Raw genomic sequence first — 18,689 nt, forward strand, 5'->3', positions numbered from 1 at the left:
TCAGTCACAAAATTTTTCATCGACCATTGTAAGCACTTCATCAAGGATCGGGAGATACTCTTCCAGCTCCTCTTTCGTGATGATCAGTGGCGGACAGATTTCAATAAAGTTCTCACGTCCAAAGGTTGCAAAGCCACGTTTTTTTAATTCTGCAAATATCCACGGCATTACCGGTCCGGGTACGCCGTATTCCTGCATCGGTTCTCTGGTTTCTTTATTCTTGACTACTTCAAGTGCACCGAACAAACCGATACATCTTGCTTCACCAATACATTTATGCTTCTTTACCATCTCATCCATAAACGGAGCAACGATCTCGTGCATCTCAGCTACATGGCCCTCGATGTCGTGTTCTTTATAATATTTCATTGCTGCTACACCAGCCGCACATGCAAGTGTATGTCCACTGTAAGTAAGTCCGCACTGAAGAACATTTTCCTCAAAATACTCCGCAACCTTTTTACTTACAATACATCCGCCCAGCTGTACATAACCACAGGTAACACCTTTTGCAAATGTAATGATATCCGGTTTCATGTCGAAATTCATAAATGCAAACATTTTTCCTGTACGGTAAAATCCTGCCATAACCTCATCACAGATCAGAAGGATTCCATATTTGTCACAAAGTGCACGAACACCTTCCATATATCCGTCTGGAGGAAGAATGACACCGTTTGCACCTACTATAGACTCCATCAGGATCGCTGCCACATTTCCGGGGCCTTCATATCTGAGCTGCAGATCCAGCGCATCCAGATATTTTTTCGTTACCTCTGCATCATCAACTCCTTTTGTATATCCGTCACGATACATCTGAGGGTTCATAAAGTGTACGAACCCATTTGCACCACCGATCTCTGCTGCATATCTTCTCCAATCACCAGAAGCATTGGATGCTCCAAGTGTAGCTCCATGATAGCTTCTGTAGCAGGAAAAGATCTTGGTTCTTCCGGTTACCATACGTGCCATTTTTATAGCATTCTCATTGGATTCTGCTCCACCATTTGTGAAGAAAACTCTCTTGTATGTATCTGCTCCTGCTGCTTCTACAAGCATTTTTGCCAGCATGCTCTTAGGCTCGGATGCATATGCCGGTGCCATGAAGCACATCTTATCAGCCTGTTCCTTGATCGCTTCAACGATCTCCGGAAGCTCATGTCCGAGGTTGGAACACACCAGAAGTGAAGCCATATCTGCATATTTTTTTCCATCATAATCGTAAAAATAAATTCCCTCAGCTCTTTCTACCGGTAAAGTATCTGCTCCTGATCTTGCCCATGACTGCATCACATAATCTTTGTGCATCTGTGCTACTTCTTTTCCTGTTAAACTCATAATAACTTCCTCCTCTTTATCTGTAATTCAGTTTTAAATATTGTTCATTTTTGCGGTAAACAAACTTATTATTTGTTGTAGAATAAGAAAAGCGCCCGGCCCACATTCATTTGTGAACCAGACGCCTTTGTCTTATCTGAGTCATATATTACTCTCGACACTGGCTGTCTGCAATAGACATCTATCCAATTATTTTTGTGCTGCAGCACAATCGTTATTATTCTGCTGCCGCATTTTCCTTTTACATTTCATTCATCTGATATAACAGGAAACCCAGCCTCAGCTGAAAACGCACATCAAAATCAGAAAGATTTTTTCCAAGTATCTCAGCAACCTTTCCAAGCTTATAATTAATTGTATTTCGATGTACGATCAATTCCTGTGACGCACTTTTGACACTGCAGTCGTTAGCCAGGTAGCACTGAAGTACTCTGACCAGATCTGAGTGGTTCATCTCATCATATTCATACAATGGAGCTACTGTATCTGCCAGATATTCTTTTATTGCTTCCTTATCTGTAAGTGTAAGCAGTACCCTGTAAATCCCAAGATCTTTGTAAAAAATAATCTTTCCGCCATCTGTGCTTTGCTCGCCCGGAACCTGACAGACACATAATAGATCAGACATTTTTTCCGCAAACTGATAGCTCTTATAAATCTGCCTGATCCCGGAAATCTGCTTACTTACACTTACAAAAATCTGTTCCTTCTGACATACCATCCTGCATAGTATCTGAAAAATCCTCTCTGTAGTTTTTCTGCATGCTTCATCAGAATAATCACACAAAACCAGAAGAATCTGCTTATCCTGGGCACAACACAAAATCCCATTATAATTACAGCGGATATGACTGCTCAGTTTAGATAAAATCTGCTCTAGCCTTGTTCCTGTTACACGATCATTGTCTTCCAGAACACACACATTCACAACCGTATATGCACTGTCTGTAAAATACCCTTTTCTCATCAGTGCCGAAACATACAGTTCTTCCTGGGACGGACATAAAAAGGCATTGTTCAGTGCCGTCGCAACCTCAATTGCGTTCTGCTGCTCTTTTGTTATTGCAAAACATATGATCCGCATGATTTCAGCCATTCGAACCCTCCACGGTACTTCAAATACCGGGAATCCCTTTTCATTTGCAAAATCAATAACATCCTGTCCGATCTCACTGATATAAGGCCCTGTATTGATCACGATTCCACTGGCTTTGTTTCGCCATACTTCCTTTACCAGACGAAGAAGAGTCAGATTTTCATTCAATCCTAATCCTGTTGTAAAGGTAAGTTCCTGTCCCTGCAGAAATGCAGAAATCGTGTCGCTGTCTACCATATGCGTCCATGACACTTCATGATCCAGTCCTGTCTCACCTGCTACCAGCTTCATCTCCAGATGCTGTACCTGTTTTATGATCTCACGCAATGTTACTGCCATATTTATACACCTTTCTCCACCGCAGCTTCCTGTGATCAACTGCATCAGACGGTCAAAGATACTCCAGATATCAGAAGCAGTATATAAGTCAGATTCAGAAATACCTTCTGAGATACTTTACATACCAGCTTTTTACCTAACCATGTAGCTATAAGTAATGGCAAGATACTGATACAGATCAGTCGAATATCTGCCGTTCCAACCAGGCCGCTCCTGAACTGGGTAACCATCAGAAAAAAATTCAGCACCACCCATACAGGGGCCACTGTCGCACGAAATTCTTCTTTTTCTTTCAGTACCTGTGTTGCATAGATCACAAGTAAAGCCCCTCCTGATACAAACATACCATGAATTATCCCTGCCAGGATCAGAACTATCCACAAAATGAGATCCGGAAGTTTTTTCTCTGTATGGATGCACAGATTCTTTAATGCAACTACGACGATTATGATTCCATATATTGTCAGAAGAATATTTTCAGATTTCACGATCCGGCAGATCTGTATCCCTGCAAACATTCCAACCAACATGACCGCAGACATCTTAAGCAATTCTTTCCAGTTTATATGTCGATATCCGGTCACTGCGATCATCAGTCCGGACAGCCAGGCCATAACATTCAGGACCACCTTTGCATGATCCAGCCCAAGCAAATAAACGGAAGGCGGCATCGCCAATACCGTACCGGCAAACCCTGTGATAGCCTGAATAACATTAGAAACAAACAATACAAACAAAAATAACAATTCTTTCATAAAGCATTCTTCCTTTTCTGTATTATCTGTTTACCGCACACTCTTTATCACTGCTGATAAAATAAAAAGACGCTTTGCAATAATGACTGCAAAACGCCTTTGTTTTTCTACATTCTCGATTTTAACACGCTAAAAGTCAAAAGTCAACAGTTGCCTTTCTCCATTACCTTAACACATTCTTTTGTATTATTATTTTTTGCTATTTTTCTTAATGACAGCTATGGCTTCCACATCCATGCTCGCCACATGTATGTTCTTCCCCGTGGCTGTGCTCATGATGAGAACATTTCACATCCGGATTATACTCCAGTGTTTCATTGATAAAAGCTTCTACTGCTTCATCCGCATCTCCGGAAACTCCTCCGAAAAGCTTAATGCCGGCTGCCGCTAACGCTGTCTGTGCACCGCCTCCGATTCCGCCACAGATCAAAACATCTGCATTCAATGCTTTAAGAACTCCTGCCAATGCGCCATGTCCGCTTCCATTGGTATCTACTACTTCTGAATGTACTACTTTTCCTTCCTCTACATCGTAAATCTTAAATGTTTCTGTGTGTCCGAAGTGCTGAAAAATCTGTCCATTTTCATATGTTACTGCTATCCTCATGATACCTTCTCCTTTTTCTGCTGCATATTTTTGATGAAGCTCCTGCTTATAACATCCTCCAAGCCTACAGTTACCGCTCTGACCATCACAGATTTTGAAATCTCCACCTTCAATTTTAAGCGGATATCCATCAATGAGTGCATCTGCTATTTTCTTCCTGGCAATCTCATAAATTCGTTGAACGGTTGTTCTTGCGACTTGCATAGATGCTGCGCACTGCTCCTGACTATAACCTTTCTTGTCCAAAAGACGGATGGTTTCATACTCATCTACCGTCAGAACAATAGGTGTTTTTTTCTCAGTATCATCTGCCGGAAAGAATTCTAAAACATTGGGGAAATGGCAAACTTTTCTGCATTTTACTGGTCTCGGCATAAACTGCTCCTTTCTTGCTTTTCTTATATAATAGTTCTATAAAAGGCATATGTCAATAATGTTTTTGACATATGCCCATATAACTCAGCTAATAGTATTATATACAGCATAAACTTCTCCTCACGACACATATATTTCGATGTTTTTCCGCAAATCAACTATTGATAATGGAATAGAAAAAACAGTCTGTCATAACAGAAATTAATCCCATCAAAACAGACTGTTCTTTTTCCTTTACAAATATTACATTAATGAGGTTCCTGCCTCATGCTCATAGAATCTCTTTATTATCTCCTGCACCGGTTTCTCACATATTTCATAGCTGTCGTCCTTCCATGCCTCGGAAGCAGAAGGCAGCTTTGGTGCCCACTCCCATAAAGCAAAGCCACAAAGCCATGGTCGTTTCTTACAGGCCTCAAACATTGCACGATACCATTCACACTGTTCTTCCAGGCGAAGTTCTCCCTGCAATTCCCAGTTATTTGGAATTTATAGCCGTAAGATTGTTCGTATTTCAACTTACAGCCTCACGAAAAGACTGACGACCGGTCCTGCTACATAGTAGTTGTCGTGTTTCTTATTTCAACTCACAGCCTCACGAAGAGGCTGACATCGGATATCTGACATACTGAATTTTTCCACCGTTATTTCAACTCACAGCCTCACGAAGAGGCTGACAATCCATGTCAACATCGGAAGAACAATATTTTTGTATTTCAACTCACAGCCTCACGAAGAGGCTGACTAAGGAGAGTGGGCCAACCTTTGTATCGGGTTCATTTCAACTCACAGCCTCACGAAGAGGCTGACGCAGATCTTCTCGCCGGAACAATCAGCACCAACATTTCAACTCACAGCCTCACGAAGAGGCTGACACAATATCAAGTTTACAGGCGGATGTTCCGGAAACAATTTCAACTCACAGCCTCACGAAGAGGCTGACGGCAATTTTAGACAAAAATACATTTATCTAAAATTGTTTTTTACGCTTATTGCACATATCAATCTTGTTTTTTATTCAAATCATTATATTGTAAATTTTTTTCTAGTAAAATACACACATTTTCTGGTGCGAATGTCCTGAAGTATTTCTGTAAGCTTACCTTTCGCACTATAATATTAAAGTATCTGTAACATCAAATCCAGGCTTTGCACCAATGTGTTCTACTTTATTTTTGTACTTTTCACCCAGATAATAAAATCTCAGGCTGTCCACGTCTTTATCTATAATATTCTCCAGAATATTCTTCACCTGTCTGCATTTTGTCGCATCCATCTGGCACTCAAATACTGAATTCTGCACTCTCTGTCCATAATTGGTACACTCTTTCGCAACTTTACGCAGACGTTTTCTTCCTGCTGCCGTTTGTGTATTCACATCATATGTTATCAAAACCAGCATTATCTCACCTACTTCCAGAAAAATGGCGGATATTCATCCAAATCTCCTCTTAGATATCTCGCCAGCAACATACTTTGAACATACGGAGCCATTCCCCATTCTATCTTTTCATCCAGAAATGGATGTTTAATAGTTTCCTGTTTTTTGGACTGCCAAGCTGACAAAAAGGCTTTTCGACCTTCATCTGTCATAACGACCGCTTCATTTTCCTTTTTTATGAAATATTTTTCCTTCATAATTTTTTTATTGATCAATGTCAAAACAAAACGATCTACCATAACACTTCTGAATTCTTCCATCAGATCCAGGGCCAACGACATACGTCCTGGTCTGTCTGTATGAAAAAATCCAACATACGGATCAAGGCCCACTGCTTCCAGCGCAGATCCGCACATTCCTGCCAGCAAAGAATATCCAAACGACAGCATGGCATTAACGTTATCCAAAGGCGGTCTCTTATTTCTTCCATGAAAGTAAAAAAATTCCTTTTGCTGTAATATCAGTTCATCAAACACAGAGAAATATACAGAAGCAGCTTCTCCTTCTAGCCCTAATAATTCTTCTTCTCTTTCACATCCTCTTATTTTCCCCATGTTCTGTGCAAGAAACAGAGATTTCTTTTTTATATTTTCTACATCCAGACGCATTGCATAGTCTCTTGTAGCTCTTTCCAAAACCCACCTGGAATTATACACTTTTCCGAGAATAAAATTTCTGGCTATATGTATACTTTCTTCCCTGTTGTCACTGATTCGATATTGCTGCTTTCTCAATGTTACATTTCCCTTTACCTCACCAGTAACTCTGGCCAAAAATCTTCCATTTCTGGACATAAAAGAAAGATCTATATTTCTCTGCGCACATGCTCCCATAAGTGCTGGACTGGCCCCCGTGTAGCCAAATGTAATGATTGCCTGAAGATTATGCAAAGGAACTCTGCCGATTTCTTTCTGTTCTTCCAAAACAACTACATTTTCTCCATCCAAAGACAGATACTTATTCCCAGTTGTTACATACAATGTATTCAAAAGCCTTTTCATTCTTTTTCCTCTACTGCAATTATACTGTCGATATATCTGGAAACAGACTTCTTTTTATTCAAAGCAGGAATACAAATATCCTTCAATGAACAGGCATTACACTTTTTACTTGTTTTTACCTTCGGTGTGTAGCGCTGCTCATAATATTTATGCATCTCCGAAAATATCTTCCGAACCTTTTCCCGTACTTCGTCTGTAAATTCTACTTTCATGCGATGCCTGGTTTCTCCATAAAAGATATAGCCATAAGATATATCGCAGCATAACATTTCTTCCAGACACATTGCCTGTGCCGCTACCTGAAGAATATCCGAATCATCTGTTTTCGGCCTGCCTCTTTTATATTCTACCGGAACAGCCTTATAAAGCCCTTCTTTCCCTGCCAGTTGAATTCCATCTTTTACTTTATGAAATTCCACTACATCACATTCGCCGCTCACTCCCATTTCCCAGGAGTGAATCGGCATTGCACGTACGATCAAAAGATCTCCTCTTTTTTCTTTCATACTTACATCATGTGCGTTTTCATGAAAAATTTTCCCTTCTACTGTTCTGACATTTTCCTGCCACTGCAACTCTATGTAAGCCAATGCCCACTGTCTTCGGCAAAATGCAAAATGCTGGATTCCGGATAACTGAAGAAAATCTTCTTCCTTATACAAAATCAAACTCCTCCGGTTCTTTACATCCGTCTACATGCCATGAAATTTTGTAATCTTTAAATTCTCTTGGATGTTCCTCTTTACATTTAATATCAAAGCCTCTCTGGATTTTTCCACTGGAAACAGCCGGCGTTTTTTCATCGTGCTGCCACCAGTACATTTTGCAGACTTCCATACTTCCCTCTGGTCTTGCAGAAGAAGCATCGTTTTCAAATAAGGTTTTCAATGCCTCTTTCAGTAATTCCGCATCTTCCTGACTGAATCCTGTTTTTTCAGCAAGCTGAACATTTACACTTCCCATTACTTTATATACTGCAAAACCTACTCTATGCTTCGTCCCCATGGTATCTGAGGCCTTGCTTTCTTTTCCGGATTCGCTATTCACACTCTTAGTAATCTGCATGCTGATGATATCAATTGGCGAAAGACTGATCGCCTGATGAATGGAAACGGGGCCTCTTACTCCAAATGATACAGGAATTCCCTTAAACGCAAAAACCTGACCAAAAGCTCTGACATCCAGCCACTCTTTGCAGGCAATCGCCGCACAAGCATCGCGATTTGCATTTTTCTTATTTCCTATCTGAGTTTTCAGTTCCTCACATCCATCTGCACGGTCTTTCAAACTGGTATAAGGATCATCTGTACGATCATCTGACTGTACAAAAATTTTCTGTCCAAGATCCTGAAGTCTATTTCTTATCTTTCTTTTGATACACACGTCCGATATTTCACCATATCCATCCATGTTGATTCTTGGACGGTTTCCATTTAACGGATCTCCATTTGGATTCGCATTATCAGCACTTACAAATAAAGTAAAATCAATTTTTCCTTTTAATTCACTCATCGTTTATTCCTCCTCTTCCTTCTCTTTGGAATCTTCCTTTTTCAGTTTCAGATCATAAGCCTGGCTGTGAAAACCAAGAAGATATAAACCATCCAATTTTTTATTATCCTTGAAACTATCTATTTCAAATAATTCATAAATATCATTTAACAGATTTTCATAAAAACGCCTCTCCGCAATCCCCAATTTATTCATATATGGCTGGATATTTTCTTCAATCACCTTCCATGTTTCAAAAGGTCTCTGGGAAAAAGTACTCATGTATCTTTTTGCATTTGTAACCCTTGCTTTATCTCCATCATCATAAGTACGATATTCAATCCGATCTGCCACTGCCAGTAAACGTCCGTATAAATAATTTCTGTCTTTTTGATTTTTATCTAATGCCACATTCCATTCCTCCATTTTTCTATCTTTTTTCACCAGCGAACATGCTAACGTTAAAACCCTTTCCCAATTTTTGCGATCTTTATATGTTAATGGATTGGACGCCTTAAGCACAGCTCTGTTCACATAATCATGCGGGATTTCGGTTCCATTCCAGATACATGGAATTAATCTTCTCGCAACTTCCGCATACATTTTCTTTCCGTTTGCGTCCGCAATCGCAAGTCCGCCTTTACTTTCTATGCCAAACAGAATCTCTGCTACATCTTTAACACCAACCATTCCGGAAAACTCTATTCTTTCTTTACCTTTCCATTTCTCATGAATCCAGTTGCAGCTCTCATGCCATTTCTTTATATTCTCCAGATATCGCGCAGAATCCAGCGTCATCTCCTCAACCATGGACAATCTTCCCGGTGTGGCCGCATCAAAACCAAGTAAGATCATTGCGGATGTATTATCTACCTTTTTTCCATATCCTCGAAGTGCTTTGTAAAATTTTTCAGCTGTGACTGCATTTCCATCTGATATGGTTTCTTCTTCAGGTTCTTCATCATCCCAGGCATATTCCGATGTAATCATCTCTGTATCTACATTCCATCTTGGCATACACAGTCGATTAGATTCCCATGTAACAACTGCCAACGTATCAAAAAACGTTCCCTGTTTCCGAATGATCCACTTCAATGCATTATGAATTTTCTGAGAGGTTTCATTTCCTACTGCAAAAGCCTCTTCCTTACTTACAAACCGTCCCCGATAAGTAAAATTCTGACTGTCATTTGATGAGATCAGCTTTGCTCCGTCACCTTCATTACGGATTTTTTTAGAATGAAGATAAGAAATAGCCTCCATATTTCCGGTAAGATAGCACAAGCCTTTCTCTTTTTCCCGGGACCGCACATAATTTATATAACAATCCTGAAGTGTTCTGTCTTTCCAGCATTCATCTGTTTTTAATTCAAAAAGATCTGAATTTGACGAACGAATAATAAAACGTACAAATGCTTTCGTCTGCACAATTCCTTGAATATTTTCTTTGTCATCAATCTGATTCTGTTCATCCAATTTTATAATCTTTTTATCAACCAGATCAGAGATCAGAGTATTTTTTTTCAGATATAAATAAATTGCCCGAACCTTCTCATGGCAGTATTCCGATTCTACCCATTCTTTCAGCTGAGAAATATACAGTTCATGACAGATTCCATCATCCTTATAATATTTGGTATAATCTCCTGCAAGATATCTCAGATTATCACACAAAGGATGTGGTTCCTTTCCTGCTGTACGGCTTCCCGATTTTTCTGTAACCGGTATGATTGTCAATTTATCATTAAGATCTACCGGTTCTGCATTCATAAAATTACCATCCTGATCAATAGTTACTGTTATCTGTGCAGTCACAGTAGTATGAAACGGTGGCAAAAGAACGTATGGCATTTCTCCCCGATACTCAATGACACCTATTTTGTCACTGTTTATCTCATACAGATCAATGAGTTCGTTTACCCAGCTCACTCTCCCACCTCCTCACTGGTAAATTCCTTTAAACCTGTGAAATTATCTTTTCCGAAAATTTTACGTTCCATTTCTCTGATATGTCTTTTCTGTGTACATTCTTCCGGTCTTATAAATTCTATAATTCCCCCCTTCTTCATAACCGGTTTCCAGAAACGCACTGTCATTTTACCCTTATCTTCTTCCAAAACAGCTTCATCCGCATATGTTATGCCATGATACATAAAACCGTAATCTACTTCTCCGGTCATCGTATCATAAAAGCTTTCTCCCTCGCCAAATGTACAAGGTTCTTCAAAAGCCTGACACTCTCTTGTTCCAAGAAAAATATCTCTGCGTCCGCCTCGCTTGACCATCCTTTTGGCAATATTATGATGTTTATACTCATTTCGATCATCTTTCAATTCTGTATGATTATAATTTATTTCAAAATGCGCACGCACTTGATAACGAACATCTTTCAGATACGTATAGTATGCAAGCTCATTGCCACCATTATATGCGATCGGACGGATACCTTTTGTTTCTGTCTGAATCGGATTCATTACTCTTACTGCATCTACGATCCACATGATCGTAGGTTTCCAGTAAATGCTTTCCACAATTCCTCGCAAGGCTTCATATGTGGGAATATGATAACTTGTCTTTTCTCCACCGACACGCATAACGGGATCAGAAAAAAGTGCATATGGTCCATATACTTCAAACTCTATTGTATTTCTATATTTTTTCATGTTTCTCACCACCTTTATATGCTGCAATAACTCATCTTTGGTTCATCTACAACCCCTATATTTTTATCATAATATCCATCACTCAATACCAGAATCCCTTCGCTGTTTTCATATATGGCATTTCCCAGTTTGCTTTTTCTGGTTTCCGAGATGCCGACCGTATATCTCTGTAATTTTCTCAATATCTTTTTCTTTTCTGTTTCTGTTCGCACTTGTAATAGTTCTTCCAACAACTGATGCGACTCAGTTTCATATGGAACAACAACACTTACTTTATAAGTATCAGAAATCACTTCAAACTCATGTCCTGCTGTCTGGAAAGCCTGCGGAAGTTTTATATGCATTTTTTCTTCATGTTTTCGTCTGTATTGATTCTGACCTGTTTGATTTTTTCCCAACAGATCCACTAAAGTTACAGGCACATTATATATTTCAGCCGGAAATTTCGTTTCTGACTTTCTTAACTGTGTATGATACACTGAATAATAAAATTTTATAACTATTTCTGAGTCCAATGCATAATTAAACTTTTTCTTATCATGCTTAAAATCATCAAGCACCTTTTGCAAAGCCGCCTGTGCGTTTCTTATTTCTCTCAAATGTTCCAGTTTTTCCGCTTCCCGGGACATCTGCACAATATAAACTGCCCCCATTCTTCCCAGCTCTTTATGTCGGTTGCATCTTCCTGCTGCCTGAATAACATTGTCAAGACCAGCTTTTGACCGGATCACACATCCAAAAGAAAAATTCACTCCCGCTTCCACAACCTGTGTGCTGACACAAATAATCTTCTTTGCTCTTTCTCTTAATGCATTTCTTATTTCTCTCAAAGTATCCAGTTTATGTTGTGGGCACATATTATTACTCAGATGAAAAATCTCATATTCTTCCGTACAGCTGTCTTCCAGTTTTTGAAATACTTCAAATGCACATTTTGTAGTATTCACAATCACTAAAGTACTTCTATATTCCTCTGTTTTTTCTAATGCAAAATCTCTTAAATCTTCTGTTTCCATCCCTCCAGAGTATCTTTCTGTTTCATCGATAATCTCAACTCGTTTAAAAGCTTTTGCATATTTTTCAGATTCTCCTGACATCTCCACACACCTGCAGATATTATTTTCTTCAAGAGAAGCCAGTGTCGGCTGTGTAGCAGAACATAATACCACTGTTGTTCCGCAAAATTGAGAAAGAAAATTCACAGCCAGATTAAAAAGTTCTGTGCATTTAACCGGAATTGCCTGCACTTCATCAAATATAATAACGCTGTTGCATAGATTATGCATTCTACGAATACAACTCTTCTGATCAGAAAATAACGTATTTAAAATCTGCACTGCTGTCGTTACAATAATTGGTGAGTCCCAGGTCTCTGTAAGATTTCGATATTTTTCCTCTTCTCCTTCTTCACAGATCACATTACAGTGATGTTCCAATACAACAGAGGGCAATCCCGTTGCTTTTCGAATTTCCTCTGCGTTCTGTTCCAAAATAGATGTGAAGGGGGCTATATAAATAATACGATTTTTTTGTTCTTTCCTCGCATGATAGAGTGCGAATCGAAGACTACTGAGCGTTTTTCCAGCACCAGTTGGCACCGTTAGACGATATAGTTTCTGATTCGTTTCTGCTGCCTTCCGACAGGAGTCAGATATCTCCTGTCGAAAACTGTTCAGCCGATTTCCATTGTCCGGATTATTCTGAATTTCATTTTTCAAATACTGTTCAAAATTATATATACACTTCTGCCATATTTCCTGAGTCTCTTCCTGCGAAATTCTTTTCGATAAAGGGATATTCTGAAAAAAACATGCTGTATCTGTCCAGTCACCATCAATCAGCAAAGACAACGCAATTCTCAGATACATTCCCAGATAAAAATATCTGCTTCCATATTTTTTTCCAGAAGAATCTTGTTTTTTAACAAATTCATTTATATTATTAAAGATTTTTTGATATGACTGAATTGCCTCCTCTCCGGATTTCTTCAACGTTTTTATATCAAAAATCCGGAAAAATTTTTCTTTAATGTATGCATACTCAATTTCTTTTTTCAAACGTCGTTCCTGTAAACTCTGGCCATTTTCCAGATTAATACAATCTTCCATTCCATGATGAAAATAAATCAATGTACTGATAAATTCCGAGACAGGCCATTCCTTTATTAATTCAAGCGCAAGTCTTCCACCGGCAGTAGAATGATCCAGTCCATGTTTATGTACCTTATCACCCAACTTCCGAATATTCTTAAAATCATCCTGATTTTTTGTGCCAAGCTTTCCTGCATCATGAAGAATTCCAGCTAATTCTACAAGGTTTTTCAATTCTGGAAGTTCACAGACATTACTTAAAAAAAGAACAACATTTCCTGCGTGTTCCTGCATAGACTGGATTCTTTGTGTTTCATAGTCTACATGGGCCAGTGTACACTCTTCCGTTTCCGGAATACTTATTTCTTTATCTTTCATTCAGTACTCCTTGTGTTATATGCCTATTTTTGCAGTATTAAATTTGTATTTTTTATATATTTTTACTATATTTTATCAGGATTATAGCCTTAACGCAAGACATATACCGAAAAAATGTTCGATTTATATATCTGCCTTGCTGCCAAACCGTTAATCATTATTCCCGTGGTAACATCATCAGATTATCTTTCGATGTACTATTCGCCACAGAACGAACATATTTCTCACCCTGTGAACTTACTGCTGGAATAAGATATGGATATGGTGAAATATTTACGGTAATGGTTTTAGGAAATTTTTGCAGATAGTCGTAAACTTCTGATTTCTTCCAGTATGTACTTGTCTGATCTATATAGATAGAATCAATGTCCTGTACATTTCCAGAATTACCACAGTTACGCTTCATTTTGATTTTAATTGCTTTCATGATAAAAGCCTCCTTATGATATTTTTATTGAATCCGCAGATTCATTGTTGTAATGAAAATATCATAGAAAGGGTTTACAAAAATCGAGAAATAATTTAGAATAGATGTGCTGGATGCTATTCAAATTATTTGGATTGCATTTCCTATGATGAGCTACTTAGTATTACCAGTACTAGGTAGCTCTTTTTCATTACAGCTTTATAATATTCCTTTTATCTTTCCGTGTCAATAGTTTTTAACAAATTAATAATAATATAAAGATATAACCAAATGAATAACAATATAAACTCAAAAAGCAATTGAACTATTTTCAATTGCTTTTTCCTTAACAAATATATAATAATATTTTTCAACTCACAGACTTCCATCTGACACTAAATAAAGGCTGCAAGAATTATCCATTTCTGCAGCCTTTATTGTAAATTTTTCTATTTTTCAGCCTTTTTGCCTTTACTCAAACTCAATCGTTCCAGGCGGCTTACTTGTAAGATCATAGAATACGCGGTTTACACCCTTAACTTCATTAATAATACGGTTCATCACCTTATTAAGTACTGCATAAGGAATCTCAGCAGACTCCGCAGTCATGAAGTCAATGGTCTTAACGGCGCGAAGCGCCACTGCATAATCGTATGTTCTGAAGTCTCCCATTACACCTACGCTTCGCATATTTGTAAGGGCTGCAAAGTACTGGTTCGGCATCCAGGACGGATCTTCTCCGTGTTCTTTTTTGTAGTCGGCGGCTGCATTGTCGACTTCTTCACGGTAGATGTAGTCTGCATCCTGTACGATGCGTACTTTTTCCTCGGTGACTTCACCGATGATACGGATTCCAAGTCCCGGGCCCGGGAATGGCTGACGGAATACCAGTCTTTCCGGAATTCCAAGCTCAAGGCCAGCTTTACGGACCTCATCTTTGAACAGGTCACGAAGCGGCTCAATGATTTCTTTGAAATCAACGAAATCCGGAAGGCCTCCTACGTTGTGGTGGGATTTGATCACTGCGGATTCTCCGCCGAGACCGCTCTCTACAACGTCCGGATAAATGGTTCCCTGTGCAAGGAAATCTACAGCACCGATCTTCTTGGCTTCTTCTTCGAAAATACGGATAAATTCCTCACCGATGATCTTACGCTTCGCTTCAGGCTCTGTAACACCGGCAAGCTTGTCGTAATATCTCTGCTGTGCGTTCACGCGGATAAAGTTCAGATCAAACTGACCATTCGGTCCGAATACACCTTCAACCTCATCACCTTCATCCTTACGAAGAAGGCCATGATCTACAAATACACAGGTAAGCTGCTTGCCGATCGCTCTGGAAAGAAGTCCTGCTGCCACGGAGGAATCTACACCACCTGACAGGGCAAGGAGAACTTTTCCATCACCGACTTTCTCGCGGATCTCTTTGATCGTGTGTTCAACAAAGGCATCCATCTTCCAGTCTCCGGCACATTCGCAGACACCAAGTACGAAGTTGGACAGCATTGTCTTTCCTTCTACTGTGTGCAGTACTTCCGGATGGAACTGGATCGCATACAGTTTCTTCTCTTCATTCTGTGCAGTTGCTACCGGACAGTCTGCAGTATGTGCAGCGATCTCAAATCCCGGTGCAGTCTGGGAAATATAGTCTGTATGGCTCATCCAGCAGATTGTTTTGTCGGATACATTTTTGAAGATCCTGGAATCTTTCTTATCGATGAGAAGCTCTGTCTTACCGTATTCGCTGACATCTGCCTTCTCAACTTTTCCGCCAAGGACATGCATCATAAGCTGTGCTCCATAGCAAAGTCCAAGTACCGGAATACCAAGCTCAAATAATTCCTTCTGGTAAGTCGGTGAATCTGCCTCATAGCAGCTGTTTGGTCCGCCGGTAAGGATGATTCCCTTAGGATTCATCGCTTTAATCTTCTCAAGATCTGTCTTGTAAGAATAAATTTCGCAATATACATTGCATTCTCTGACACGTCTTGCAACCAGCTGATTGTACTGACCGCCAAAATCAATGACAATAACTAATTCTCTTTTCAAGGCTTTCCTCCTGTTATTTATAACATCTTTAGAATCTGTTACTCATTATAAATGAGTACATGCACTTTTACAATGCTAATTTTATCTCCCGCCGGAATTTTTATTTTCCGGAAAAATTTTTCACTACTTTTTTTGCCTGCTCATCCCAGTAAGCGCAGTCATTTCTTCCAATTACCTCCGATGTAAACGGAGTACCGTCATTCTTCTTATAATGTCTGGTCGCCCGGAAAACATATTTCGCACCGACATAAACGATCGGTACGTTGAAAAATACGATCAGAATATTTCCAAGATCAGAAAATGCCCAGAGATTTCCAAGCTCCAGTCCTGCGATATTACAGAGGATACCAAATGCGGCAACAAAAAGACCGATACAGCGTACAAAATTAATACAGATCTTATCCTTGCGGATACGGTTTGCTGCGATTTCCGAAAAGCTGATCATTCCAAGCAGACAGGTAAATGCAAACAGGCAGAAACATAAGGTTACAAGAAATGTAACGATCCCGTTCATTGCAGTTCCCGGAGTCAGCACAGCAATGGACTCCGTATATTTGGGAAGTTTATCAAGAGCCTGCCAGCTTTCCGCATCTGCTCCCGTCCAGCAATGTGCCATAACTACCACAAATCCGGTAAGTGTGCAGATCACAATGGTATCAAGAAAAACTCCCAGAGAAGCGATCACACCCTGCTCACATGGATGCTTTGCGTCAGCTGCTGCCGCTGACATGGTGATCGTTCCCTGACCAGCCTCATTGGACATCAGGCCTCGTTTTACGCCCTGTGCAAGAACCGTTCCAAAAACACCTCCAAAAAATGCATCCGGCTTAAAGGCTCCTGCAAACACGCTTCCGAAGAAATACGGAATACGGGTAAAATTCAATATGATAAGAAGTAACACTACTACCATATAGAGCACCGCCATCACCGGCACCATCATATCTGTCCATTTGGATACTTTTTTGATTCCGCCAAATGCGATAGCTGCTGTGAGGATTACGATCAGCGTACCTACTATATAATAGAAGGCTGATCCGCTTGGGATGGTTTTTCCGGTTACGATCTCTGCCATGCGTCCTACTGATGAAACAACGTTAAAGCCCTGTGCCGGCAGACAGCAAAGCGCATACAGAATATACAATACCGAAAGAAAAACACCGATCCATACCTTATTTCCAAGAAGCTTTCTCCCATAAAAAGGAAGACCTCCTACGAACTCATCGTCCTTCTTCTCCTTGAAAATCTGAGCAAGGACACCCTCCATGTATGCAACTGCCATCCCGAAAAACGCAGATATCCACATCCAGAACAGGGCCCCCGGTCCACCCACTGCAATAGCACCTGTTACGCCCAGGATATTTCCCGGTCCTACACGCATAGCTGAACTCAGAAAAAACGATGCAAGCGGCGAAATTCCTGTTTCCACAACACGTTTCTCCGTCATGGTCCTGATTCCTTTTTTAAAGTAAGTCACCTGCATAAAACCGATCCTGAAACTGAAAAAAATCCCGGACCCAAGAAGTAGTATGATCGCAAAGGATATATTTCCCAGAATCGGGATACTGCTGTACCAGTCAAAATTCGTGGGGAACTCCCACAGAAAATCAGACAGTGGACCGATAAAGCTGAACACTCCATTGATCGCCTCAAACACTTTCTCCATAGCCATCTCCTCCCTTTTCATCTGAATACCTCAGAATTGAACCATCTTTCCGGATATCACATTTTCCGCTGGACATAAAATATAGATATATTCATTTATACCCCTCAGAAAAATTTCCGCACCTGTTCATATAACATGTGTACCACATCCATCCTCGTTCATTTCCCCTCCGGATTTTTATGCTATGGTTTATTATACCGTATCGGCTTAAAAAAGTCTTATTTATTTTCACTATTTTTGTACAAATTTCAGAATTTTCTATTCTTACAAGCCCCACCGACTGCTATTGCTTTTCGCACCCCCCGCAGGGGACTTACTTGATTCGAGTCAAGCGGATATTCGCAATCCGCTTCGCTACGCGGCTCTACACCGAATAACTGCTTCACAGTTTGTCAGACTTTATAAGATATTTAGACTTTCCTCACAAATTTTTAAAACGCTTCTCACAGTTCCATCACATTTTGACGGTATATTATTAATCAAATAAAGCACAAAGCTTTTTCATCTTATAGATCATTACTTATTTTTCTTTTCATACTCTGCCGGGTCCCTTCCAAGACCCGGCCCTCCTTTTTATCTTCTTACAAACTCCCATAGTATACCATCCTTTCTTTATTTAAAAGGATCTATACCTATAATCATGGTGTCTATATTAGACATTCTGATTCTATCTGATGATCGACATTTTCATCTCGGTCCATTTACTCCGCATCACTTCACGCCCAGATATCCTTATCCCCCCTGAAACCCGAATAAACACAACAAAAAAACACCGTCCCCGCAGCTCTATATCTGCAAAAACAGTGCCTTTAGTGCGTCTTCAGGGGTTCGAACCCTGGACACCCTGATTAAGAGTCGCACATCGGCTTCCATTCATGCTAAATTCTGAAGTCACAAAGGGTTTTATCAGATTTTGTTAATTTAGACTTCCTGATTATATAGTATAATCCTTTTATATTTTAATAAAACTTTATCTGTTTTTTCTCCAACTGTCAAC

Annotated in this window: 15 protein-coding genes and 1 CRISPR repeat array; all 15 genes read right to left on the bottom strand. The window is 39.7% G+C overall.

Annotated features, from left to right (window positions below; translation table 11 throughout):
• A complete protein-coding gene (locus BLP57_RS12370) occupies positions 1–1,338 on the bottom strand; it encodes an aminotransferase class III-fold pyridoxal phosphate-dependent enzyme (protein ID WP_015525486.1) in 1,338 nt (445 codons plus the stop codon).
• Positions 1,339–1,579: 241 nt separating this feature from the next.
• A complete protein-coding gene (locus BLP57_RS12375) occupies positions 1,580–2,773 on the bottom strand; it encodes a PucR family transcriptional regulator (protein WP_175442983.1) in 1,194 nt (397 codons plus the stop codon).
• Positions 2,774–2,817: 44 nt separating this feature from the next.
• Positions 2,818–3,528: a sulfite exporter TauE/SafE family protein gene (locus tag BLP57_RS12380; protein WP_092072088.1), complete on the bottom strand. Its 711-nt coding sequence runs from the start codon at positions 3,526–3,528 to the stop codon at positions 2,818–2,820.
• Positions 3,529–3,736: 208 nt separating this feature from the next.
• The gene (locus BLP57_RS12385) at positions 3,737–4,510 is read right to left on the bottom strand and encodes a NifB/NifX family molybdenum-iron cluster-binding protein (protein ID WP_092072091.1); all 774 of its coding nucleotides are present in this window, start codon (positions 4,508–4,510) and stop codon (positions 3,737–3,739) included.
• Positions 4,511–4,753: 243 nt separating this feature from the next.
• Complete coding sequence (locus BLP57_RS12390; RefSeq protein WP_442855623.1) at positions 4,754–4,999, bottom strand: glycoside hydrolase family 113; 246 nt, start codon at positions 4,997–4,999, stop codon at positions 4,754–4,756.
• A 22-nt stretch (positions 5,000–5,021) separates the two neighbouring features.
• Positions 5,022–5,453: a CRISPR direct-repeat array (repeat unit 32 nt; unit sequence ATTTCAACTCACAGCCTCACGAAGAGGCTGAC).
• 168 nt (positions 5,454–5,621) lie between these two features.
• Positions 5,622–5,912, bottom strand: a complete 291-nt coding sequence (gene cas2, locus BLP57_RS12395; RefSeq protein WP_092072094.1) for a CRISPR-associated endonuclease Cas2 — start codon at positions 5,910–5,912, stop codon at positions 5,622–5,624.
• Positions 5,913–5,920: 8 nt separating this feature from the next.
• Positions 5,921–6,952, bottom strand: coding sequence for a type I-C CRISPR-associated endonuclease Cas1c (gene cas1c, locus BLP57_RS12400; RefSeq protein WP_092072098.1), 1,032 nt, complete (start codon positions 6,950–6,952; stop codon positions 5,921–5,923).
• Entirely contained in the window at positions 6,949–7,617 is a 669-nt protein-coding gene (gene cas4, locus BLP57_RS12405; RefSeq protein WP_334292743.1) for a CRISPR-associated protein Cas4, read from the bottom strand. The genes cas1c and cas4 overlap by 4 nt, the downstream gene beginning before the upstream one ends.
• Positions 7,607–8,464 (bottom strand): type I-C CRISPR-associated protein Cas7/Csd2, encoded by an 858-nt coding sequence (gene cas7c, locus BLP57_RS12410; RefSeq protein ID WP_092072103.1) that lies wholly within the window; start codon positions 8,462–8,464, stop codon positions 7,607–7,609. The genes cas4 and cas7c overlap by 11 nt, the downstream gene beginning before the upstream one ends.
• A gap of 3 nt (positions 8,465–8,467) precedes the next feature.
• Positions 8,468–10,372 carry a type I-C CRISPR-associated protein Cas8c/Csd1 gene (cas8c, locus tag BLP57_RS12415; RefSeq protein WP_092072106.1) on the bottom strand — a complete coding sequence of 635 codons (1,905 nt, stop codon included), beginning with the start codon at positions 10,370–10,372 and terminating at the stop codon, positions 8,468–8,470.
• Complete coding sequence (gene cas5c, locus BLP57_RS12420; RefSeq protein WP_092072109.1) at positions 10,369–11,106, bottom strand: type I-C CRISPR-associated protein Cas5c; 738 nt, start codon at positions 11,104–11,106, stop codon at positions 10,369–10,371. Before cas5c ends, cas8c begins: the two co-directional genes overlap by 4 nt.
• Before the next feature lie 14 nt (positions 11,107–11,120).
• The gene (locus tag BLP57_RS12425; RefSeq protein WP_092072112.1) at positions 11,121–13,574 is read right to left on the bottom strand and encodes a CRISPR-associated helicase/endonuclease Cas3; all 2,454 of its coding nucleotides are present in this window, start codon (positions 13,572–13,574) and stop codon (positions 11,121–11,123) included.
• A gap of 157 nt (positions 13,575–13,731) precedes the next feature.
• Positions 13,732–14,001, bottom strand: coding sequence for a DUF3892 domain-containing protein (locus tag BLP57_RS12430; RefSeq protein WP_092072115.1), 270 nt, complete (start codon positions 13,999–14,001; stop codon positions 13,732–13,734).
• A gap of 450 nt (positions 14,002–14,451) precedes the next feature.
• On the bottom strand, positions 14,452–16,029 hold the full coding sequence (gene guaA / locus BLP57_RS12435; protein ID WP_021652384.1) for a glutamine-hydrolyzing GMP synthase: 1,578 nt from the start codon (positions 16,027–16,029) through the stop codon (positions 14,452–14,454).
• 100 nt (positions 16,030–16,129) lie between these two features.
• Positions 16,130–17,692 (bottom strand): alanine/glycine:cation symporter family protein, encoded by a 1,563-nt coding sequence (locus tag BLP57_RS12440; protein WP_044962034.1) that lies wholly within the window; start codon positions 17,690–17,692, stop codon positions 16,130–16,132.
• Positions 17,693–18,689 lie beyond the last annotated feature (997 nt).

Source organism: Blautia sp. SF-50 (assembly GCF_900101315.1).
In the GTDB taxonomy this organism is placed as follows: Bacteria; Bacillota; Clostridia; order Lachnospirales; family Lachnospiraceae; genus Blautia_A; species Blautia_A fusiformis.